General features: G+C 71.1%; 15 protein-coding genes, 2 tRNA genes and 1 pseudogene. 8 read left to right on the top strand and 10 right to left on the bottom strand.

From position 1 onward, the window contains the following. Positions 1-104: 104 nt before the first annotated feature. Positions 105-2,696 (bottom strand): valine--tRNA ligase, encoded by a 2,592-nt coding sequence (locus LO762_RS27295; RefSeq protein WP_230618899.1) that lies wholly within the window; start codon positions 2,694-2,696, stop codon positions 105-107. 124 nt (positions 2,697-2,820) lie between these two features. Between LO762_RS27295 and LO762_RS27290 the strand changes: the two genes are divergently transcribed. From LO762_RS27290 to LO762_RS27275, 4 genes are read left to right on the top strand one after another with little or no spacing between them, the layout of a single operon-like run. Next, positions 2,821-3,630 carry a hypothetical protein gene (locus LO762_RS27290; RefSeq protein WP_230618897.1) on the top strand — a complete coding sequence of 270 codons (810 nt, stop codon included), beginning with the start codon at positions 2,821-2,823 and terminating at the stop codon, positions 3,628-3,630. Positions 3,631-3,683: 53 nt separating this feature from the next. After that, the gene (locus tag LO762_RS27285) at positions 3,684-4,439 is read left to right on the top strand and encodes a sensor histidine kinase (protein ID WP_230618895.1); all 756 of its coding nucleotides are present in this window, start codon (positions 3,684-3,686) and stop codon (positions 4,437-4,439) included. Further along, a complete protein-coding gene (locus LO762_RS27280; protein ID WP_308104643.1) occupies positions 4,429-5,073 on the top strand; it encodes a response regulator transcription factor in 645 nt (214 codons plus the stop codon). The genes LO762_RS27285 and LO762_RS27280 overlap by 11 nt, the downstream gene beginning before the upstream one ends. Next, positions 5,063-7,006: a sensor histidine kinase gene (locus tag LO762_RS27275; protein ID WP_230618893.1), complete on the top strand. Its 1,944-nt coding sequence runs from the start codon at positions 5,063-5,065 to the stop codon at positions 7,004-7,006. Before LO762_RS27280 ends, LO762_RS27275 begins: the two co-directional genes overlap by 11 nt. Here the strand turns inward: LO762_RS27275 and LO762_RS27270 are convergent. The 8 genes from LO762_RS27270 to LO762_RS27235 form a co-directional block, all read right to left on the bottom strand. Continuing rightward, complete coding sequence (locus tag LO762_RS27270; protein WP_230618891.1) at positions 6,993-9,584, bottom strand: hypothetical protein; 2,592 nt, start codon at positions 9,582-9,584, stop codon at positions 6,993-6,995. The genes LO762_RS27275 and LO762_RS27270 overlap by 14 nt on opposite strands. Further along, entirely contained in the window at positions 9,581-11,398 is a 1,818-nt protein-coding gene (locus LO762_RS27265) for an HSP90 family protein (protein ID WP_230618889.1), read from the bottom strand. Before LO762_RS27265 ends, LO762_RS27270 begins: the two co-directional genes overlap by 4 nt. Positions 11,399-11,524: 126 nt before the next feature. Beyond that, entirely contained in the window at positions 11,525-12,796 is a 1,272-nt protein-coding gene (gene clpX, locus LO762_RS27260; RefSeq protein WP_230618888.1) for an ATP-dependent Clp protease ATP-binding subunit ClpX, read from the bottom strand. Positions 12,797-12,970: 174 nt separating this feature from the next. Then, entirely contained in the window at positions 12,971-13,642 is a 672-nt protein-coding gene (locus LO762_RS27255) for an ATP-dependent Clp protease proteolytic subunit (RefSeq protein WP_374201599.1), read from the bottom strand. Beyond that, positions 13,642-14,223, bottom strand: coding sequence for an ATP-dependent Clp protease proteolytic subunit (locus LO762_RS27250; RefSeq protein WP_230618978.1), 582 nt, complete (start codon positions 14,221-14,223; stop codon positions 13,642-13,644). The genes LO762_RS27255 and LO762_RS27250 overlap by 1 nt, the downstream gene beginning before the upstream one ends. A gap of 279 nt (positions 14,224-14,502) precedes the next feature. Further along, complete coding sequence (gene tig, locus LO762_RS27245) at positions 14,503-15,906, bottom strand: trigger factor (protein ID WP_230618886.1); 1,404 nt, start codon at positions 15,904-15,906, stop codon at positions 14,503-14,505. A 213-nt stretch (positions 15,907-16,119) separates the two neighbouring features. Next, positions 16,120-16,193, bottom strand: a tRNA-Pro gene (locus LO762_RS27240). A 152-nt stretch (positions 16,194-16,345) separates the two neighbouring features. Further along, positions 16,346-17,719: an MFS transporter gene (locus LO762_RS27235; protein ID WP_230618885.1), complete on the bottom strand. Its 1,374-nt coding sequence runs from the start codon at positions 17,717-17,719 to the stop codon at positions 16,346-16,348. A 390-nt stretch (positions 17,720-18,109) separates the two neighbouring features. Between LO762_RS27235 and LO762_RS27230 the strand changes: the two genes are divergently transcribed. Together LO762_RS27230 and LO762_RS27225 are read left to right on the top strand one after the other, a co-directional pair. After that, positions 18,110-18,586: a TrkA C-terminal domain-containing protein gene (locus LO762_RS27230; RefSeq protein ID WP_230618884.1), complete on the top strand. Its 477-nt coding sequence runs from the start codon at positions 18,110-18,112 to the stop codon at positions 18,584-18,586. Between the two features lie 8 nt (positions 18,587-18,594). After that, positions 18,595-19,809 (top strand): cation:proton antiporter, encoded by a 1,215-nt coding sequence (locus tag LO762_RS27225; protein ID WP_230618883.1) that lies wholly within the window; start codon positions 18,595-18,597, stop codon positions 19,807-19,809. Here the strand turns inward: LO762_RS27225 and LO762_RS27220 are convergent. Further along, positions 19,763-20,644: a hypothetical protein gene (locus tag LO762_RS27220; RefSeq protein ID WP_230618882.1), complete on the bottom strand. Its 882-nt coding sequence runs from the start codon at positions 20,642-20,644 to the stop codon at positions 19,763-19,765. The genes LO762_RS27225 and LO762_RS27220 overlap by 47 nt on opposite strands. A gap of 353 nt (positions 20,645-20,997) precedes the next feature. On the opposite strand from LO762_RS27220, the gene LO762_RS27215 reads away from it, so the two are divergent. Continuing rightward, positions 20,998-21,071: transfer RNA gene (locus LO762_RS27215), tRNA-Gly, on the top strand. A 1,240-nt stretch (positions 21,072-22,311) separates the two neighbouring features. Then, positions 22,312-22,983 (top strand): annotated as a pseudogene (locus LO762_RS33990) (CRISPR-associated endonuclease Cas3''); the annotation flags it as partial. Positions 22,984-22,999 lie beyond the last annotated feature (16 nt).

The following is a 22,999-nucleotide window of genomic DNA, read 5'->3' as shown; positions in this document are numbered from 1 at the left end:
CTATCCCGCCCCCACGACCACGCCGTTCAGGGTCAGCCACGCCGAACGCGGGCACGCCGAAGGCCCAGCCCCCCAGAGGAGGCCGGGCCCTTAAATGCGTGGGCTCAGCCGTTCGGCAGGGCCGCGAGCTGGGCCTCCAGGCGGGTGATGTCGGCGGTGGCCGCCTCCAGCCGTGCCCGGTTCTTGTTGATCACGGCCTCGGGGGCCTTGGCGACGAAGTCGGCGTTCGCGAGCTTCCCGGACGTCTGCGCGACCTCCTTGCGGGCGGCCGCGAGGTCCTTCGTCAGCCGGGCCCGCTCGGCCGCGACGTCGATCGCGCCGACGGTGTCCAGCTTCACCACAACGCCCTCGACGGGCAGGGACGCCGTCGCGGTGAACGCGCCCTCCGGCACGGTGAGGCGCAGCAGCGAGCGGATCTGCTCCTCGTAGGCGGCCAGCGGGCTGCCGTCCAGCTCCAGCGCGGCCGAGACCCGCTGCCCGGACTTCAGGCCCTGGTCGGAGCGGAACCGGCGCACCTCGGTGACGAGCCGCTGGAGCGACGCCACAACGCCCTCGGCGGCCGGGTCGGCCAGCGCCGGGTCGGCCACCGGCCAGGGGGCGCGCACGACCGTCTCGCCGCCGGTCAGCGCCGTCCACAGCTCCTCGGTGACGAACGGGGCGATCGGGTGCAGCAGGCGCAGCAGGCGGTCGAAGACCTCGCCGAGCACCCGGCGGGTGCCCTCGGCGGCGGCCCCGCCCTCGGCCAGCGGCACCTTGGACAGCTCCAGGTACCAGTCGCAGACCTCGTCCCAGGCGAAGTGGTACACGGCCTCGCACGCCTTGGCGAAGTCGAAGCCCTCGATGTACCTGTCGACGTCGGTGACGACCGTCTGGAGGCGGGACAGGATCCACGCGTCCGTCGTGGACAGCTCCTCCGGCAGCGGCCCGGTGGCGTGCGCGCCGTTCATCAGCGCGAACCGGGTGGCGTTCCACAGCTTGGTCACGAAGTTGCGGGAGCCCTGCGCCCACTCCTCCGCGACGGGCACGTCACCGCCGGGGTTGGCGCCGCGCAGCAGGGTGAACCGGGTGGCGTCGGCGCCGTAGCGGTCGATCCAGTCCAGCGGGTCCACCACGTTGCCGAACGACTTCGACATCTTCTTGCCGTGCTGGTCGCGGACCATGCCGTGCAGCGCGATGACCTTGAACGGCTCCACGCCGTCCATGGCGTACAGGCCGAACATCATCATCCGGGCGACCCAGAAGAAGAGGATGTCGTAGCCCGTCACCAGGACCGACGTCGGGTAGAAACGGCGCAGGTCGGGCGTGTCGTCGGGCCAGCCGAGCGTGGAGAACGGCCACAGCGCGGAGGAGAACCAGGTGTCCAGGACGTCGCCGTCCTGGGTCCAGCCCTCGGGGATCTCCTCGTCCGGGCCGAAGCAGCGCTCCTCGCCCTCGGGGCCGTACCAGACCGGGATGCGGTGGCCCCACCACAGCTGGCGGGAGATGCACCAGTCGTGCATGTTGTCCACCCACGCGAAGTACCGGGCGGACAGCTCCGGCGGCTGGATCTGCACCCGGCCGTCGCGGACGGCGTCGCCGGCGGCCTTGGCCAGCGGCGCGACCTTCACGAACCACTGGAGCGAGACGCGCGGCTCGACCACCGTCTGGCAGCGCTGGCAGTGGCCGACGGAGTGCTCGTAGGGGCGGACCTCCTTGACGATCCGGCCCTGCGCGCGCAGCGCCTCCACCACGGCGGCGCGCGCCTCGTAGCGGTCGAGGCCGTGGAAGTCGCCGGGGGCGCAGACCTTCGCGTGCTCGTCCAGCACGACGAGGGACGGCAGGCCGTGCCGCTGCCCGATCTCGAAGTCGTTCGGGTCGTGCGCGGGGGTGACCTTCACCGCGCCGGTGCCGAACTCGGGGTCGACGTGCTCGTCGGCGACGACCGGGATCGTCCGGCCGGTCAGCGGCAGCTCGATCTCGGTGCCGACCAGGTGCTTGTACCGCTCGTCCTCGGGGTGGACGGCCACGGCGGTGTCGCCGAGCATCGTCTCGGCCCGGGTGGTGGCCACCACCAGCGTGTCGTCGCCGGAGCCGTAGCGGATGGAGACGAGCTCGCCCTCGCGGTCGGCGTGCTCGACCTCGATGTCGGACAGCGCGGTGAGGCAGCGCGGACACCAGTTGATGATCCGCTCGGCCCGGTAGATGAGGCCGTCGTCGTACAGCCGCTTGAAGATCGTGAGGACGGCGCGGGACAGGCCCTCGTCCATGGTGAAGCGCTCACGCGACCAGTCGACGCTGTCGCCGAGGCGCTTCATCTGGCCCAGGATGCGCCCGCCGGACTCGGCCTTCCACTTCCAGACCTGCTCCTGGAACGCCTCGCGGCCCAGGTCGTGCCTGGTCAGGCCGTCCTTCTTCAGCTCGCGCTCGACCACGTTCTGGGTGGCGATGCCCGCGTGGTCCATGCCCGGCAGCCACAGCGCCTCGTACCCCTGCATGCGCCGCCGCCGTACGAGGGTGTCCTGGATGGAGTGGTCCAGGGCGTGGCCCATGTGCAGCGATCCCGTCACGTTGGGCGGCGGGATGACGATGGTGTACGCCGGGGCGTCGGGGTCGCGGGCGGGATCGGCCGCGAACAGGCCCGCGGAGGTCCAGCGCTCGTAGAGCCTGCCCTCGACGTCGGCGGGGGTGTATTGGGTGGGCAACTGGGACTCGGTCACGAACCCCGATTCTACGGGTTGTCAAGCCTTGCCCAGGGCCGAAGCTCCAGCACGGGGACATCCGAACCTCGATGCGACAGAATGCGTCTACGGAATCATCCGCAGATATCCCCTGGAGATCCCCATGAGTGGTTGGAACCCCCCGCCTCCGGGCCCGGGCTACGGCGGGCCCCAGCCGCAGCAGCCTTATGGCCAACCCCAGCCCTACGGCCAGCCCACGCCGCCGCCCGGCCCGTACGGGCAGCCGGGCCAGCCGGGCCAGCCGTACGGCACCCCGCCGCCCTTCGGCGCCCCCGGCGCCCCCTACGGCGGGCCCGGCACCCCGCCGCCGTTCGGCGGGCCCCCGCACCGGCCGAAGAAGATCAGCAAGGTCGTGTTCGTGGCCGTCGGCGGCGTCGTCGCCCTGGTGCTCGTGCTCGGCATCGCCGCCCTCGCCCTGCGCGGCGGCGGTGGAGGTGGCGGAGGAGGAGGCGGCCTCGGCGGGGGCGGCTACGCGCTGAGCGCCCCGGACTCGGCGGGCGGCTACCCGAAGGTCGACAGCACCGTGGACCTCCCGATCCCGAACCAGTTCGGCCAGGGCGGCTCGGTGGTCACCGCGACGTACGACGCCAACGGCACGCAGGTGATCTTCACCGGGGTCACCGGCCAGGGCCTCAGCAAGGACAACTTCGTCACCGGTCTCACCGCCGGGGGCGGCGGCGCGTCCATCAGGATCCACGACACCGACCCGGGCGGCGACGGCGAGGCGGGCTGCGCGGAGATCACCTCGGGCACGTTCACCATGCCGTACTGCTTCTGGTCGACCGGCACCACCATGGGCACCCTCACCGCGATGCCGAACCTCACGTCGCTGTCGGGCGGCGGCGGGATGACCTGGAAGGAGCTCGCCGACGTCATGCGGCAGATGCGGCCCGACCTGGAGAAGCCCGCCTGATCCGGGACACCCGTCCCTGTCCCCGCCGCCCACCGTTCCGGCAGAGTTCCCTCATGCTCGGCCTCATCGCGCTCGGCGCGTTCCTCCTGGGGCTCGTGGCCGGAGTCCTCGCGACCCGGCTGCGCGCCCGCGCCGGTGACGACCGCGCCGGGGCGCTGCAGCGCTCCCGCGCGCGGATCCTCGCCGACGCGCAGGAGGAGCGGCGGCGCCTGCGCAAGAGCCTGCACGACGATCTCGGCCCCACCCTCGCCAGCCTCGCCATGGCCCTGGACACCGCCCGCCTCACCCTGAACCACCGGCCCGAACAGGTCGGCCCGCAGCTGGCCGACCTGCGCGGACGGCTGGCCGGGGCGGTCGGGACGATCCGGGAACTGGTCGCCGACCTGCGCCCGCCCGCGCTCGACGACCTGGGCCTGGCGGGCGCCGTGCACGGCCTCGCCGACGGCGCCGAGGGCATCCTGGTCAGGGTCAGGATCACCGACGACCTCGCCGACCTTCCCGCCGCCGTCGAGGTCGCCGCCTATCTGATCGTCCAGGAGGCCCTGGCCAACGTGCGCCGCCACGCACAGGCGCCCTCCGCCACCGTCAGGCTGCGGCGCGGCCCGGACGCCGTCCATCTCGTCGTCTCCGACCACGGCAGGGGCCTGCGGCCCGGCCGGGCCGAGGGCGCCGGGATCGCGGCGATGCGGGAGCGCGCCGCCGAGGTCGGGGGCGTGTGTACCGTCGGGCCACGGCCCGGCGGCGGCACCGCCGTGATCGCCCGACTCCCCCTCACCCAGCTCCCGGAGGAACACCCCCGTGTCCGATGACATCCGCGTGATCATCGCCGACGACCATCCGATGTTCCGGCAGGGCCTGCGCGCCCTGCTGGAGGCCCTGGAGATCGGCGTCGTCGGCGAGGCCGAGAGCGGCCCCGCCGCCGTCCAGCTCGCCCACGACGTGCAGCCCGACGTCGTCGTCATGGACCTGCACATGCCGGGCGGCAACGGCATCGAGGCGACGAGGACGATCACCCGCACCAGCCCGCACATCGGCGTCCTCGTGCTCACCATGTTCCGCGACGACGACTCGGTGTTCGCCGCGATGCGGGCGGGCGCGCGCGGCTACCTGCTGAAGGAGTCGGGCGCGGAGGAGATCGCGCGGGCCGTCCGCGCGGTCGCGGCGGGCGAGGCGATCTACGGTCCGGAGATCGCCAGGCGCGTCCTCACCTATTTCACCGACATGCCCGACCCGCGCAAGTCGGCGTTCCCGGAGCTGACCGACCGCGAGCGCGAGGTCCTCGAGCTGATCGCGCAGGGCCGCAACAACGGGGAGATCGCGGGCATCCTGTTCCTTTCGCCCAAGACCATCCGCAACCACGTCTCCAACATCTTCATGAAGCTGCACGTCGCCGACCGCGCCCAGGCGATCGTGCTGGCGCGCGAGGCCGGCCTTGGCACGTAGGACGCTCCTGTGGGCCGGGGCGGTCGCCGGACCGCTGTGCGTGCTCGCGGCCTACAGGTTCAGGTACGGGACGCCCGAGGCGCTGCGGACCAGCCAGGCGTGGCGGCCCGAGGTCATCATGGGCGTGCTGTACCCGGCGGTCGGCGCGTTCCTGCTGAGCCGTAGGCAAGGGCTTGTCATCGGACGGCTGCTGTGGGCGATCGGGCTGCTGGCCGCCGCCTTCTGGCTGCTCGTGCCGCTGTCCAGGTTCGCGCTCATCGAGGGCTGGCCGGGCGCGGTGCTCCTGCGGTGGGCGGCGAGCTGGATCTGGCTCGTGGAGTTCCTGCCGCTGCTCATGTTCGTCTCCCTGCTGTTCCCCGACGGCAGGCCGCCTTCCCGGCGCTGGTACCCGGTGCTCTGGGTGGCCGCCGGGCTCATCGCCTACAACGTCGTCTACACGTGGCTGCGCCCGGTGGACTACGCGGTCGGGCCGCACTCGGCGGTGAACCCGTTCGGCCTGGAGGTCGTCGGCGGGCTCGAAGGGTTCCACGCGCGGGTGATGGAACCGATCACCGTCGCCGTGGCGTTCCTGTGCATCGGGTCGCTGGCGGTCAGGTTCAAGGCGGGCGACGCCGTCGCGCGGCGGCAGATCGGGCTGATGGCCTACCCGCTGCTGGGCACCGCCGTGTCCGGGTTCGCCGACATGCTGTGGCCCGGCCTCCCGTTCTGGGCGTTCGCGACGCTCACCTGCACCGCCGTCACGCTGGTGCCGATCGCGCTGTCCATCGGCATCCTGCGGTACCGGCTGTACGACCTCGACGTGATCGTCAACCGGACGCTGGTGTACGCGGCGCTCACGGTGATCCTCGGCGCCGTGTACTTCGGGCTCATCTTTGTGGTGAGCACGCTCGTCGCCACCCCGGCGGCGGGCCTGGTCGGCGCGCTCATCGTCGGCGCGCTGTTCCAGCCGGTGCGCAGCAGGGTCCAGCTGTCGGTGGACCTCATGCTCGGCATCGAACGCGACCCGTACCGGCTCGCGGACCGGCTGAGCAGGTCCGTCCAACGGGCGGAGGACCCGTCGGCGGCGCTCGCCGCGGCGGTCCGCTCGGTGCGGCGCGGCCTCGGCGTCTCCGGCGTCGCCGTCGAGATCGACGGGAGCGTCGCGCACACCGACGGCCTCCTCACCGACCGGCCGCGCACGGTGCCGCTCGTGTGGCACGGCGAACCCATCGGACGGCTCCTGCTGTACGGGCGGGCCAAGGCCGACCAGCGGCTCGCCGGGGTGCTCACCAGGCACGTCGCCGACCTCGCGCACACCGTCCGGCTGCTGCGCGTCTCCCGCGAGACGGTCATCAACACGCGGGAGGACGAGCGGCGAAGGCTGAGCCGCGACCTACACGACGGCCTCGGCCCGACGCTCGCCGCGCTCGCCCTCTCGGTGGACACCGCGCGGATCCGGCTCACGACCGACCCGGAGGCCGTCGAACCGGCGCTCACCGCGCTGCGCGACCGGATGTCGGCGGCGATCGCCGACATCCGCGAGCTGGTGCACGGGCTGCGCCCGCCCGCGCTGGACCGGCTCGGCCTGCTCGGCGCGGTCCGGGCGCTGGCCGCCGACCTGCCCGAACCCCGCGTGGACGTCGTCGCCGATGAGCTGGGCGAGCTCACGCCCGTCCACGAGATGGCCGTCTACCGGATCGTGCAGGAGGCCCTGACGAACGTGCGCAAGCACGCGCACGCCACGTCGGCGGAGATCCGGCTGACCAGGACCGACGAGCACCTGGAGCTGGTCGTCACCGACGACGGCAGGGGCCTGCCCCGGCAGGCGGGGCAGGGCCTCGGGCTGACGTCGATGCGGGAGCGGGCGACGGAGCTGGGCGGCACGTTCACGATCGCGTCGCGCCCCACGACGGGCACGACGCTCACGACGCGCCTTCCGCTCAGGGGTCGGTGAGCATCGAGCCGAGCTGGTCGCGGGTGCCCTCGATGAGGCCGTCGAGCGACGTCCGCACCTCGGGATCGACGGTGCCCGCGGCCCGCTCTTCCAGCTCGGCCAGGATCGCCTTCATCTGTGCCGGGCCGGTGGCGTCGGGAGCGCCCGGGTCGTCGGACTCGTCAAGGCAGTACTCGACCCAGGCGGCGGCCCGGCGGCAGGCCGTCTCGGGTTCGATCGCGCCCACCCGCGTCCACAGGGCGGCGGCCCTGCGGTAGGCGGCGAGCGCCTCGGTGGCCCGCCCGCAGTGCTCCAGCTCCTCGCCCGCGAGCCAGGCCAGTTCGGCCTCCATCGGTACCGCGTCGTCCAGCCCTGCGGCGCGCGCGGCGGCGGCGAGGTACTGCTCGGCGGCGCCGCGGTGGTCGCCGGTGCCGCGCAGCGCGTCGCCGTACTGGCGGTGCGTCATCGCCACGGCGGGCGGGTCGTAGGGCGTCTCGACCCTGTCGATGACCTGCTCGAACAGCGCGGCGGCCTCGCCGTGCGCGTGCCGTCCCAGGTAGGCGCGGGCGGCGGTGAACACCATGTGCAGGTGGTCGGGTTCGTGCACGTCCGCCCACAGCCGCGCCGCCTCCAGCGCGGTGTCCACAACGTCGAGTTCCCGGCCCCGCTGGTCGGCGAGGATCTCGACGAGGAACGAGGCGAGCGGGGCGAGGTCGGCGCGGCCGAGCACGGGCGGGCCGAGCCGCAGCGCCTCGCGCACCAGCCGTTCGGCCTCGGCGTGGTCGCCCGCCTCAAGCGCGCGCACGGCGAGCAGGTGCGCGGGCCCCGGAAGCAGCCAGTGCTGGCCCGTCTCCAGGAACCGCGCGTGCGCGTCGGCGATCAGGCGGGTGCCCTCCTCGGCGTCGCCCAGCGTCATCCGGAACCGTCCGGCGAGTTCGGCGTACTGCCCGATCCTTGCCGGTACGTCGAGTGAGGCGGCGAGCGCGGCTTCCGCCTCGAACAGGGCGATCGCGTCCTGGATCGCCGCTTCGTCCTCTTCGCCCTGCAGGACGACGAACCGCAGGAAGGGCACGGCGCGGCGGGCCGACAGGTAGGCGACGGCGTCCAGGCCGTCCGCCTCCCACAGCTCGTCCGAGGTCTCGGCGGCCTCGACGGCGAGGGCCGCGCCCTCGTCCGTCGCGCCTGTCCGCAGCCGCAGGATGGCCAGGGACGCGAGCGCCTCCACCCGCAGCGCCGGATGCCCGACGAGGTCCGGGAACAGCTGAGTCAGCGCCTCAGCGGCCTTCTCCGGGTCCTCCCCGTCCGCGCCGCGCGCGGCGTACAGCCGGGCCTCCAGGGCGGCCTCAGGCGTCGGCGCGGGCAGCTCGACGGCCCTGGCCCACAACACGTCGGCACGCGGGTCGCGCAGCGCCGACGCGTGCCGGGCCCGCGCCCACAGCGCCGCCGCGCCGTCCGCGCCGGGCTCGCCGACCGGCTCCGGGACGGCCCCGGCGACGGGCTCGGGCAGCGCGCCGCCCGCGCCCAGCGGCAGCGCCGCCAGCAGCGGCCGCCGCGCCAGCCGCACCGCGAGCGACGCCGACCACCGGTCCGTCCCGTTGCGCGCGTCGTACCGGGCGGCCAGCGCCGCGAGCTGCGGCTCGATCGCGGCGCGCAGCGACGCGACGGTGCCCGTCCCGGCCGCGCCCACCGCCACCTCGTCCATGCCCAGCTCCGACAGGCGGCGCAGCAGCACCGCGACCCCGACGAGGAAGCCGTACCGCTCGTGCGCGTCCTCTCCGGTGTCGGTCAGCCAGGCGACGTGCTCGGCGACGATCTCAAGCCCGCGCGCCTCGTTGCCGGTGAGCGCGCAGAACTCGACGTGCTGGCCGACCTCGGCGCGCAGCGGCTCGTTGCCCCGGACCAGCGGATAGCCCTTGAGGTGCGCCGACCGCGCCTCGGCGGCCGCGCCGGTGCGCAGCAGCGGCAGCAGCGCGTCCGCGAGCGTCACGTGCGGCTCGTGCGCGCAGGTCTCCCGCCCGTCCAGGACCGGCTCCCACAGCAGCAGCGCGCCCACGTCGTCGCCCGCCAGCACCCGCCGGTGGCCGTTGGAGTTGGCCTCGCAGGCGGCGCAGTCGGCGAGCTCGTCGCGCTCGGCCGCGAGCGTCGCCTCGGTGTGCGCGGCGCCCGCCACCAGGTCGCCGATCTCGAACGCCAGCGACGCGCGCAGCGAGTGCACCGGCCGTGGGCTGTTGCCGCGCTCCCGGTAGCGCCGCTCCATCTCGTCCATCCACCGCTCGATCGTGGTAAGCGGCACCGCCGGGTTCTTGATCATCGACGAGGTCATCCACTTCAGCGACCAGTGGATCTGGTGCGACCAGCCGCCGACCTCGGCCGGGTGCTCGTCGAGCAGCCGGAGCAGCCTCCCGATGACGACGGGCAGCCGCGCCCGCTCCGCCGAGTACTCGTGCGCCGTCACCAGCGCCGACAGGACCTCGACCTCCAGCACCCGGTCCGGGCAGGCGCGCGCGTGCTCGGCGAGCCGTTCCATCCGCTCCAGCCGCTGCCTGCCGTCGAGCCCGCGCGCCTCGTACAGCGCCCGCCTGATCTCCTCGACCGTCATGCGCCCTCTCCGTCCGATCCGCCGGTGCGCGCGGCCCAGCCGAGCAGCGCGTCGAACGCCCGGTTCACCAGCGCCAGGTCCGCCGGGCGCAGCGGGCGGCCCGCCATCAGCAGCGCCTGCGCGTACAGCGCCTCGACGGCCGCCGTCAGCAGCGCCCGGTCGGTGAGCGCGGCGAGCCGCCGCACGGCGGGGCTGCGGTGGTTGAGCACGAGCGTGGTGCGCGGCTCACTGGACTTCAGCGCGCCCAGGATCTCCGCCCACAGGTCGTCGGACTCGGCCTCCAGGTCGGCCCGCGCCCGCTCGCCGCGCGCGTCCCGCGAGTCCAGGTGCAGCGCCGAGACGGACGCGGGCTCGAACGCGCGCAACACGACGTCGCAGGCCAGCGGGTCGAGCGCGGCGCGGGCGGCGGCCAGGAACGGCGCGAGCGCCAGCTCCTCCGCCGCCGGGACCGCGTCCAGCGCGGCGGTGACGACGTCGGCGGCCAGCTCCGCCACCTGGACGCCCGGCAGCACGTCGGGCAGCCGCGCGACGAGCTCCTGGTCGTAGGTGTAGCCGCCGTTCACCACGCCGATGCCCTGCGCGGCGGCGATCGCGGCGACCTGCCGGAACTCCTCGACCGAGGGCGCGACGTGCACGACGGGGTGGCGGCGGGCGAACTCGGCGAGCGTCACCGGCCCGTCGGTCGTCTCAAAACGCAGGAACGGCAGCATGATCGCCAACAGCTCGGTGTCGTGCCTGGCGAGCGCCTTCACACCGAGGCTGTGCACGGCGAGGAACCTGCCGAGCCGCGCCGGGTCCTGGGCGGCCAGGCCGGTCAGCCAGTCGCGCAGGCGGGCGCCCAGCGCCTCCCGGACGGCCGCCAGGGTCTCGTCCTCGTACAGGCCCTCGCGGGACGCGGTGGGCCGCAGCGTGTCCGTGTCGATGACGCAGCGGACGAAGAACGCCCACTCCGGCAGCAGGCCCCGCACGGCGTCACCGAGCAGCATGCCCTTCAGGTAGATCCGGTGCCGTCCGGTGTCGGAGGGGTTCGCGGCGGTCGGCAGCACGAACGCGGCGCCGCGCACGCCCGCCAGCGGCACGTCCAGTTCGACGACGTCGAGCGGGGTGAACCCGAGGGTGCGGGCGCCGTAGGCGAGCAGGGCCGCCCGGCGCTCGGCCGGGGACGCGTACGCGCGGTCCCACACCGCGCCGCCGTCGGTGATCGGCACCGTGCGGCCGTCGGCCTCGACCGTCACCGGGAAGGGCAGCAGCGAGCCGAAGTCCCGGGCCAGCTCCACCACGCGGCGGGTGGTGAACCACTCCTCCGCGCCCGGACGCGGCGTCAGATGGACGGTTGTGCCCGGTTCGTCCCGGTGCGCGGGCCGTACCGCGTAGGTGCCGTCGGACGCCGCGCGCCACTCGACCGCGGGCGCCGCCGGATCGAGCGCCGACCGGGTGACGACCCTGATCTCCTCCGCCACCGTAAAACACGCGAGCAGGCCGATGCCGAACTGGCCGAGGAACTCGCGCCGCGCGCCCTCGATCTCGTCCCGCTTGGACGACCTGCCGATCGTCGCGAGGAACCGGTGCACGTCGGCCTCGGTCAACCCGACGCCCGGATCGTCAACGCGCAGGCCGGAACCGTCCAGCGTCAGGGTGATCGCGGCGGGCGCGTCCGGCTCCGTCGCGCGGCGTGCCGTGACGGCGTCCACCGCGTTCTGCAGCAGCTCCCGCAGGTACACCCTGGGACTTGAGTACAGATGGTGCGACAGCAGGTCCACCAGACCCCGCAGGTCGACCTGGAAGGTGTGCCCACCCGGCTGATCAACGGACATAGCGGGAAACTTTAGCGGTGATCGCCGCACCGAGACTCTCGTTTTCCGGCCGAATCGCAGACCCCGGACAGCGGAGAAGCCCGGCCGAACCGGCCGGGCTTCCGCACACCGATGCGCCTCGCGGCGTCAGGCGCTCTTCTCGCGCGGCTCGCGCTTGCCGCGATCGCGCGGGATCAGCGTCGGGTTGACGTGCTCCAACACCGACTCGCGGGTGATGACGACCTGGGCGACGTCCTGCCGGGACGGCACCTCGTACATCACCGACAGGAGGACCTCCTCCAGGATCGCGCGCAGGCCCCGGGCCCCGGTGCCGCGCAGGATCGCCTGGTCGGCGACGGCCTCAAGCGCGTCGTCGGTGAACTCCAGCTCCACCCCGTCCAGCTCGAACAGCCGCCGGTACTGCTTGATCAGCGCGTTCTTCGGCTCGGTCAGGATGTTGATGAGCGCGTCCCGGTCGAGGTTGTGCGCGCTGGTGATGATCGGCAGCCGGCCCACGAACTCGGGGATCATCCCGAACTTCAGCAGGTCCTCCGGCATGACCTCGGCGAACACGTCGGTGTTCTTGGTGAAGTCCACCTTCGAGCGGATGACCGCGCCGAAGCCCATGCCCTGCTTGCCCACCCGGGCCTCGATGATCTTCTCGAGGCCGGAGAACGCGCCGCCGCAGATGAACAGCACGTTCGTCGTGTCGATCTGGATGAACTCCTGATGCGGGTGCTTGCGCCCGCCCTGCGGCGGCACCGAGGCGGTGGTGCCCTCCAGGATCTTCAGCAGGGCCTGCTGCACGCCCTCACCCGACACGTCGCGGGTGATCGACGGGTTCTCGCTCTTGCGGGCGATCTTGTCGACCTCGTCGATGTAGATAATGCCGGTCTCGGCCTTCTTGACGTCGTAATCCGCGGCCTGGATGAGCTTCAGCAGGATGTTCTCGACGTCTTCGCCGACATAGCCGGCCTCGGTCAGGGCCGTGGCGTCCGCGATCGCGAACGGCACGTTCAGCAGCTTCGCGAGCGTCTGCGCGAGGAGGGTCTTGCCGGATCCGGTCGGGCCGAGCAACAGGATGTTCGACTTGGCCAGCTCGACCCCGTCGTCCCGGGACTCCCCGGACTGGATCCGCTTGTAGTGGTTGTAGACCGCGACGCTCAGCGCCTTCTTGGCCTTCTCCTGCCCGATGACGTAGCCGTCGAGGAACTCGTAGATCTCGCGCGGCTTGGGCAGGGAGTCCCACTTGAGGTCCGAGCTCTCCGAGAGCTCCTCCTCGATGATCTCGTTGCAGAGATCGATGCACTCGTCGCAGATGTATACACCCGGGCCCGCGATGAGCTTCTTGACCTGCTTCTGGGACTTACCGCAGAAGGAACACTTCAGCAGGTCACCACCGTCACCGATGCGTGCCACCCGGTTGTCTCCTTTTCATGGGGCCGCCTGGGACCCGGTGGACCGCGGGAGTCTCCCTCGCGGGCCATCGAGCAGAGGCTGCTTCGACGGTACCGTCTCCGGGGCGCCGGGTCACATCCCCCGCCTCCGGGGCCGTGGCCACGAAGCCGGGGGGTGCCCGAACTTAGCGCCGTCTTACGAAGACACTACCTCCACTCGGCGCTTCTTGCTGACGAAGACGTCGTCGATCAGACCGTAGACCTTGGCCTCGTCCGCGGTGAGGATCTTGTCGCGCTCGATGTCCTGACGGACGTCTTCGACGGCCTTACCGCTGTGCCGGGCGAGGATCGTCTCCAACTGCTCGCGGATCCGCATGATCTCGCGCGCCTGGATCTCGATGTCCGAACCCTGGCCGTAGGTGCCCTCGGTGGCGGGCTGGTGGATCAGGATGCGGGCGTGCGGCAGCGCGGCGCGCTTGCCCGGCGTCCCGGCCGACAGCAGCACGGCGGCCGCGGAGGCGGCCTGGCCGATGCAGACGGTCTGGATGTCCGGCTTGACGAACTGCATCGTGTCGTAGATGGCCGTCATGGCCGTGAACGAGCCACCGGGAGAGTTGATGTAGATGCTGATGTCCCGGTCCGGGTCGATGGACTCCAGGGTCAGCAGCTGCGCCATGACGTCGTTGGCGGACGCGTCGTCGATCTGCACCCCGAGGAAGATGATGCGCTCCTCGAAGAGCTTGTTGTACGGGTTCATCTCCTTGACGCCGTACGCCGTGCGCTCGACGAAGGACGGGATGATGTAGCGGCTGTCGACCGGCTGCACGCCGCCCGCGCGGATGTCCATGTGGCGGTTCCTCTCCCTCATCAAGAGACCGGGCCCTCGGAGGGGACCTCGGTGGCGCTGGTGATCACGTGGTCCACCAGGCCGTAGGCCCGCGCCTCGTCAGCGGTGAACCAGCGGTCGCGGTCGGAGTCGGTGGTGATCTGCTCGACGGTCTGACCGGTGTGGAAGGCGATGCGCTCGGCCAGCGTGCTCTTGACGTAGAGCATCTGCTCGGCCTGGATCTTGATGTCCGAGGCGGTGCCGCCGATGCCGCCGGACGGCTGGTGCATCATGATCCGCGCGTGCGGGAGGGCGTAGCGCTTGCCCGGCGTGCCCGCGCACAGCAGGAACTGACCCATCGACGCCGCCAGGCCCATGCCCACGGTCACGATGTCGTTGGGCACGTACTCCATGATGTCGTAGATCGCCATGCCGGCCGTGACGGAGCCGCCCGGGGAGTTGATGTAGAACGTGATGTCGCGCTTGCCGTCCTCGGCCGAAAGCAGCAGCAGCTCGGCGCACAGGCGGTTGGCGATGTCGTCGTCCACCTGCTGGCCGAGCACCACGATCCGCTTGCGCAGGAGCTGCTGGTGCAGTGCCTCCTGGGCCATGATCGCGGGCATGCTCCCCTCGCGGGCGACGACCGGCTCGTGGAAGGTCGGAGGCTTGCTCACCCTGTTCCTCCGTAGGTGTCTGGCGTTCAGGACCTGAACATTCGGATGCTTGGACACTAACGCGCCGCGCCGCGGGGTCACGCCATACGGGGGTCCTTTTCGCTGGGGGCGTACCCTCCGGACTTTTGCCATCCTTGGGTTTGGCCGGGAGCGAACAGGGCGGGAATAGACACGCCCCGCGCGCCATTACCTGACTCGCGGGGCGTATCGGACTTTTCGGACTTATTACTACTCGGCGGCGGACTCTTCCTTCTTCTCCGCGGCCTCGTCGTCAGCGCCCTCGGCGTCCTCGGCCTGCTCGCTCTCGCCGTCGATCTGGCGGCGGAGCCGCTCGACGTCGAGCTCGTTGCCCGCCGAGTCCGTGATCTTGACATGCTCGACCACGAGGTTCAGCGCCTTGGACCGCAGCACCTCGGCGACCAGCGCCGGGATCTGGTTGTTCTCGGTCAGGAACTGCGCGAGCTGCTGCGGCGGCAGACCCATCTGCATGGCCTGGCTCACCACGTACTCGCTGAGCTCCTCGTTCTCGACGCCCAGCTCCTCGTCGAGGGCCAACTGGTCGAGGATGAAGCCACCCTTGACGGCCTTGCCGGCGGCGTCGGCGAGCTCGGCCTCGAACTCCTCGGCCGTCTTGCCCTCCTCCGCCAGGTAGGACTCGCGGGTCAGGCCCGAGTAGGTGAGCTGCTGGTCGAGCTGCTCGTTACGGCGCTTCAGCTCCGTCTCCACCACGCTGTCCGGCAGCGGGATCTCGACCTTCTCCAACAGCGCCTCCAGCGCGTTGTCACGCGCCTGGGAGAGCTGGTTCAGCTTCTTCTGCCGGTCCAGGCGCTTGCGCACGTCCTCGCGCAGCTCCTCGACCGTGTCGAACTCCGAGGCGAGCTGGGCGAACTCGTCGTCGGCCTCGGGCAGCTCCTTGACCTTCACCGCCTGGACGGTGACCGTCACATCCGCCTCTTCACCGGCGCGCTCACCGGCCGGGAGGGTGGACTTGAAGGTCTTGGACTCGCCCACCGACAGGCCCGTCACCGCGTCGTTCAGGCCCTCGACGGCGCCCTCGGAGCCCACCTCGTAGGTGAAGCCCTTGGTGGCCGCGTCCTCGACGTCCGTGCCGTCGATCTGGACCGCGAGGTCGATCGTGACGGTGTCCTTCTCGGCGGCCGCGCGCTCGACGACGGTCAGGGTCGCGAACCGGTCGCGGAGGTTGTCGAGGGTCTGCGCGATCTCCTCGTCGGTCACCACGGCCTCGTCGACCGTCACCGGCAGGCCGTCGTACTCGGGCACCTCGAAGGACGGGCGGATGTCCACCTCGGCGGTGAACTCCAGCTCCTTGCCGTCGTCCAGCCGGGTCACCTCGACCTCGGGCTGCGACAGGACGAAGAGTTCCTGCTCCTCGATGGCCGCGCCGTACAGGCCGGGCAGCGCGTCGTTGACGGCCTCCTGCAGCACCGCGCCACGGCCGACGTACTGGTCGATGAGGGCGGCGGGGGCCTTGCCCGGGCGGAAGCCCTTGAGCCGCACCTGCTTGGCGAGCTCCTTGTAAGCCTTGTCGAGGCTCGGCTTGAGCTCTTCGAACGGAACTTCGATGGTGAGCTTCACCCGGGTCGGGGTCAGCTCCTCGACAGCGGTCTTCACTGGGGCAGGTCTCCTTGATCCGGCGGTACACACGGCTCGGCACGCCGCAGGACCTCGCCCCGCGCGGCGCGAGCGGCCGCCGGTCTCTCACTCGATCGATTCGGGCGGCAACACATGCCTGTGCGGCGTCAAGTCTAGGGGGTCGGGGCCACCGGACGTGACGCCCAGGGCGGGGGCGTCGGACATCCCGCCCGTCCGCCCCCGCACACCGTGTCGGGCTGGCCGGATTTGAACCGGCGACCTGAGCACCCCAAATGCCCCGCGCTGCCAAACTGCGCTACAGCCCGCTGTGTGAAGCAGAAGGAAGCATAGCCCGCCTGGGGCGTAATCTCCCTCCGGTTTGTCTCCGGCTTTGTCTTCGGACAGGGGAAGGCCCCCGGGGTGCGGCGTTCCCGGGGGCCTCGTCCGTGCCGCGCGCGTCGCCCCGCGCCGCCGGACGTCACACGCCGGCGTCCGCGAGGCTCACGTTGCCGGGTCCGGTCTTGCGCAGGTAGGACGCCCAGGTGAGCACCACGCAGACCGCGTAGAAGCCGGCCAGGATGACCAGGGCGGCGGCGATGCTCTTGGTCTCCTCCAGCGAGATCCGGAAGGTCTGCTGGATGAGCACCCCGCCGAAGGCGCCGACGGCGGAGGAGATGCCGATCGCGGCGGCGGCGGCGCGGCGGGCCGGGCCGAGCGCGGTGGTGACGGCGTCGGCGTCGGAGGTGTCCACGCCCTCAAGCGCCTTGTGCTTGAAGATCGCCGGGATCATCTTGTAGGTCGAGCCGTTGCCCAGGCCGGTGGTGACGAAGACCAGGAGGAACGCGCCCAGGAACATCGCCCAGCTTCCGGCGTCCACCGCGAACCAGACGACGACGATGCCGATGCCCATCGCCAGGAAGTTCCAGAACGTCACCTTCGCGCCGCCGAGCCTGTCGGCGAGCAGTCCGCCGAGCGGACGCGCCACCGAGCCGACCAGCGCGCCCAGCCAGATGTAGTGCGCCGCGTTGATCTCCGGGAACTGGTTCTTGATGAGCACACCGAAGGAGAACGAGTAGCCGATGAACGAGCCGAAGGTGCCGATGTACAGGACCGACATGATGATCGTGTGCGGCCTGCGCGAGATCTCCGCCATCTCCCGGATCGTGTAGGCCGTGGCGGCGTGGCGCAGGTTGTCCATGAAGAAGTAGGCGCCCGCGGCCGCCAGCAGCACCAGCGGCATCCACACCCAGCCGACCGCGACCAGGCCGAACGCGACGATCAGCGGCGGCATCGTCAACTGGGTGACACTCACGCCGATGTTGCCGCCCGCGGCGTTCAGGCCGAGCGGGAGGCCCTGCTTGCTCGTCGGGTAGAAGTGGGTGATGTTGGACATCGAGGAGGCGAAGTTGCCGCCGCCCAGACCCGTCGTCGCCGCGATGAGCAGCAGGAACCAGAACGGGATGTCCGGGTTGTTGATCGCGTAGACGAACAGCGCGCACGGGATCAGCAGCAGCAGCGCGCTGATGATCGTGAAGTTCCGGCCGCCGAACCGGGCGGGGCCGAACGTGTAGGGGATGCGCAGCGCCGCGCCCACCAGGTTCGGCAGTGTCGTCAGCCACAGTTTCTGGCCGACGTCGAGCACGATGCCGACCTTGTCGAGGTTGATGACGGCGATGCTCCACAGGAGCCACACACAGAAGCCGAGGTGCTCGGCCACGATCGACCAGGCGAGGTTACGGCGTGCGACCCGCCTACCCGTCGCGTTCCAGAAGTCCTCGTCGTCGGGCGCCCAGTGGTCGATCCAGCGCCCGCGAGCTGTCGCCTCGGGCTTCGGCGCGGTCAGAGCGGACATGCTCCGCCTCCCTGCTGTCTAGATGGGGGGTGTCGGGGGGATCGAGCGATCCGGTGACAGCTCAGGACGGTAGGGAAGCCACACGAGCGGGCTGTTGCCACGACGTCAAACCCCGATTACCGGTCCCGCACACACGGTGACCGGGCGATGTCAACTCCCCCGGCCGGTGGCGACGGAAGAACGTGAGGAAGCCTTAACCTGCGCGTTACGCGGATGTGAACGTCCCGGGGTGAGGTTCCGGCAGGGTGGTTGCGGACGCTCCGTAATACCCCGGGAGGACGGCACGGTCGAGGCGGGGGCGGCTTTGTCCCGCGCCTGATCTTGCGCCAATCTACCCTTCGTAGGTTGTCGGAATCCCGAGGAAAGACCCGCATTCGAGGAGGGGCGCCAGTGGACGTCGAGCAGACGGCGCTGCCCGGTATAGGGCTGCGTCACGATTTCACCACCCGGGCCGGACGCAGGATCGGCATCGTGTCGTACCGGACCGGGCGACGGGACCTCGTCGTCTACGACCCGGAGGACCCCGACCGCGTCAGCGAGACGGTCAAGCTCAACGACGAGGAGGCCGACGCGCTCGTCGAACTGCTCGGCGCGCCCCGGATCGTCGCCCGGCTCAACGCCCTGCACCGCGAGGTCGAGGGCCTCGTCAGCATCAAGGCGCCGGTCTCCCCGCACTGGGACGGCCGCCCCATGGGCGAGGCCCAGATCCGCACCCTGACGGGCGCGTCCATCGTCGCCGTCATCCGCAGCTCACAGGTGCACACCAGCCCGCCGCCGGACTTCGTCCTCGCGGGACAGGACATCGTCGTCGTCGTCGGCAGCCCCGAGACCACCGAGGCCGCGGCCGAGATCCTGGCCGGCGGATAGGGAACGGCGTGCACGAGATCGGCATCATCTTCCTGGAGCTCGGCGGGATCATCCTCGGGCTCGGCGTCATCGGCTCGTTCGCCATGCGGGCGGGCATCTCCCCCATCCCCCTGTACCTCATGGCCGGGCTCGCCTTCGGCCACGGAGGCATCGTCCCGCTCTCCACCAGCGAGGAGTTCATCCACACGGCGTCGGAGATCGGCGTCATCCTCCTGCTGCTCACACTCGGCCTCGAATACAACGCGGACGAGCTCGTCACGAGCCTCAAAGGCAACGCCCGAGGCGGCATCGTCGACCTGGTGCTCAACGCGGCGCCCGGCGCGATCGTCGCCCTGCTGCTCGGCTGGGGGCCCGTCGCGGCCGTCGCCATGGCGGGCGTCACCTACGCGACGTCCTCGGGCATCACCGCCAAGGTGCTCTCCGACCTCGGCTGGGTCGGCAACCGGGAGACACCCGTCGTGCTCTCGCTGCTGGTCTTCGAGGACCTCACCATGGCCCTCTACCTCCCGATCCTCACCGCGATCCTCGCCGGTGTGTCGTTCGCGGCCGGCGCCGTCACCGTGGCGATCGCGCTCGCGACCGTCTCGGTCGTCCTGCTCGTCTCGTTGAAGTTCGGCAGGGTCATCGAGGCGTTCGTCCGCAGCCCCAACCCCGAGGTGCTGCTGCTCAAGGTGTTCGGCCTCACCCTGCTCGTCGCGGGCATCGCCCAGGAACTCCAGGTGTCGGCGGCGGTCGGCGCGTTCCTCGTCGGGATCGCGCTGTCCGGCGAGATCGCGCACGAGGCGATGGCGCTGCTCGCCCCGCTGCGCGACCTGTTCGCCGCGATGTTCTTCGTCTTCTTCGGCCTGAACACCGACCCCGCGACGATCCTGCCCATGGCCGGCGTCGCCGTCGCGCTCGCCGTCATCAGCATCATCACCAAACTGGTGACCGGCCACTACGCCGCCAAGCGCGCCGGCATCGGCAAGGCCGGACGCGCCAGGGCCGGCATCGCGATCGTCCCGCGCGGCGAGTTCAACATCGTCATCGCGGGCCTCGCCGTCGCGGCCGGGGCGCACCCCGACCTCGGCCCGCTCGCCGCCGGCTACGTGCTGATCCTCGCCGCGTTCGGGCCGCTCGCCGCGCGCCTCCTCCAGTCGGCCATCTCGGCGCTGGCCGACCACCCGGAGGAGAAGCTCATCGCTGCCTTGAAACTGCGGCGGAACTCAGCCCCGGAGCGCTGACGTCGTTGCCGCGCGGCCACGGCGACGGCGCCGGGGCCGCGGCACGGCTCCCCTCGTGGCGCGGCAGCAGCAGCACCGCGTACAGCGCGAGGAACATGCCGCCGACGAGCAGCGCCAGCCACACCGGGTCGGCGGGCCACGGCTCGCCGAACAGCAGGGCCGCCGTCGCGATCAGGTGGACCTTGCCGACGACGTTCATCACCGCGACCACGATGATCAGCCTTCGTTCCTGCAGGCCGATGTGCAGGAGGCCGAGACCGAGCGCGCCGGCCAGCAGGAACAGGTACGGGTAGGGCGTCCTCATGAGGCCCGCCAGGTCGTTCGGGATGTGCGGGATCATCCCGATACCCATGACCTCGGCCGTCCCCAACAGCACACCCGACCCGATGCCGTAGGCGACGCCGGTGATACGCCGCGCGTGCCTGCCCTCGACCTTCCGGTCGCGCATGCAGAACAGCCACAGCGGCAGCAGGATCGACAGCAGCACCGCCACCGCGAAGCTCCACGCCGCCGGGCTCGGCGGCGCCGACGAGCCCCGCGACGCCACCGGGTCGAACCCGACGGCCACCGGCACCGCCACGACCGCCAGCGACCCGAACAGCAGCGCCAGCACCCGCCCCTCCCGCGCCGTCACCCGCTCGCCGAACCCGGCGACCCCGACGATGATCACCAACGTCAGCCCGCACAGGTAGGTAGGCAGCAACACCGCGACGGGCGCCGTGTTCACCGCGAACGCGGCCACCACCGTCCCGCTCAACACCGTCGTCAACCCAACCAGCCAGGGCAGGCTCCGCAGCAGCATCCCCGCCGCCTGGAACGGCCGCCGAGCCGTCAACGCAGGCAACTCACCGCCCGTAGCCTTGAAGATCGAAAACCCGATCAGATAGATGACATGCGCCCCGCACGCCAACACAACGCCTTGCATCCGTTCCTCCGGGGGTGGTTCAGGAGGGGCCCAGAAAGTAGCCACATCGTGACACGCACCCCCCTCAAAAACGCACGCACAAACCCCAAGCCCCCACCCCCTTTTTTAGAACAAACCCACAAATCCCTCCCCCACCCGCAACTCTCACCCCTCAATCCCCCACCACCCCAGCCCCAGCCCTAGCCCCCTGTCCGCCTGTCCCCAACCAAGTACCACCCACCCACCCAAACCCTGTACCCTATCCCTCGGCCCCAAAGGCCCACGCGGATGTAGCTCAATGGTAGAGCCCTAGTCTTCCAAACTAGCTACGCGGGTTCGATTCCCGTCATCCGCTCCAAACCCCAGCCCAGAGCCATGATCCCACACGGACATGGCTCTAGATCATTTACCACCGATCCACCACCGAAACCCACCACCACAGCCCAACCCCGCCACAACCAGACAAACGCAGATCAACACCGCAATACACCCAAACCTCTCCGCCGCCACCACAGATGCAAGGCCAGGGCAACCGCAGAGACAGCCTGGATAGCACAAGTCGGAGCATCCCCGCGGCTACGGGGTCGAGCCGTACGTTGAGGTCCCCGCGAGGGACATGTTGGGAGCATCCCCGCAGGTGCGGGGGCTAGGCTTGGGCGGCCGCCATTCCGGCCTCGCCGCCCGGAACATCCCCGCGGGTGCGGGGGCTAGGTTCTGGACCCGAACCGGCCGGACGTCGCGGGCGGAGCATCCCCGCGGGTGCGGGGGCTAGGCCGTCATCGCCCTGCCCGCGCTCACTCGGATCGGAGCATCCCCGCGGGTGCGGGGGCTAGGAGGCCCAGCAGGCGACGGGTCCGGTCGTTGAGGGAGCATCCCCGCGGGTGCGGGGGCTAGCGCACCGCCGTCTGGACGCGAGCGACCACCCAGGGAGCATCCCCGCGGGTGCGGGGGCTAGGCCTACGACGCGGCTACGACCGTAGATGCAAAGGGAGCATCCCCGCGGGTGCGGGGGCTAGGGCGGGCCCTTCTTGCCCCACATGCCGGTCGCCGGAGCATCCCCGCGGGTGCGGGGGCTAGCAACGATGCGGTCTGTCTCGATCACTCGTCTCCGGAGCATCCCCGCAGGTGCGGGGGCTAGGTCGTCGGCTGGGCTCGGCCGGGGCACCAGGACGGAGCATCCCCGCGGGTGCGGGGGCTAGCGGTGGCGCATCGGGGTTAGGAGGTGGCGATGGGGAGCATCCCCGCGGGTGCGGGGGCTAGGCCTGGGCAGTGTCGCCCATGACGCCCTGGGCGGGGGCATCCCCGCGGGTGCGGGGGCTAGAGCACGTACGCCAAGTTCGTAGACGTGGTGGTCGGAGCATCCCCGCGGGTGCGGGGGCTAGAGCCAGTACGCGGCGTCCTGCCCGGTGTCCCGGGGAGCATCCCCGCGGGTGCGGGGGCTAGCCGTAGGACGTTCCAGGCGGCCTGCCCGGCCTGGGAGCATCCCCGCGGGTGCGGGGGCTAGGCTTGTTGACGTGGGGTTTCTTTGGGGTGGTGGGGGGATTTTATTCGGTGGGCGGGGGTTTGTGGGTGGGGGGTTCTAGGTTGGGGGTGGCGGGGTGTCTAGTGAGGGAGAGGTTGTGCGGCGGTACTTGGGGGTGTTGTTCGGGAAGTCGGCGGGTAGGGCGGGGGGACGGGTCAATCTGCTGCTGTGTCATCTGTTGGATACGGCGGCGGTGGCGGAGGTCATGTGGGACCGGTACCTCGCGGCCTCGACACGGGAACGGCTTGACGTTATCGCCGGTGGGCCGGGGAAGGGGCGGAGATTCTTCGCCTGGCTGTGCGGGGTGCATGACTGCGGGAAGGCGACTCCCGCGTTTCAACGAATCGATGACTCGGCCGCGCAGGCGGTGCGTGACGCGGGGCTCGGCTGGCGGGAGTTTCGGCACGAGCGGTACCGGCATGACGTGGCGGGGGCTCACCTGCTGCGTCAGATCCTTCCCGAGGCCGGATGGGATCGGGAACACGTCGCATGGGTCTGGCCCATCGTGGCGGGCCATCACGGGCTCTTTCCGTCGTCGACGACGTTGAAGGAGCGTCCCCGGACGCGGGGTCACCTGTTCGGTCAGGGTGACGAGTGGCGCGTCGCACAGCGTGCCCTTCTTGAGGCGTTCACCCGGGAACTGGGCTACCGAAGCCTGGCGGAGGTACAGCCGATCTCCACTCCGAACAGGGCAGAGCAGATGCAACTGAGCGGGCTCATGGTGATGGCCGACTGGATCGCGAGCGACGAAAGGCACTTCGTCG

Source organism: Actinocorallia sp. API 0066 (genome assembly GCF_020991275.1).
In the GTDB taxonomy this organism is placed as follows: Bacteria; Actinomycetota; Actinomycetes; order Streptosporangiales; family Streptosporangiaceae; genus Actinocorallia.
This window is presented reverse-complemented; position numbering and strand designations above follow the sequence as displayed.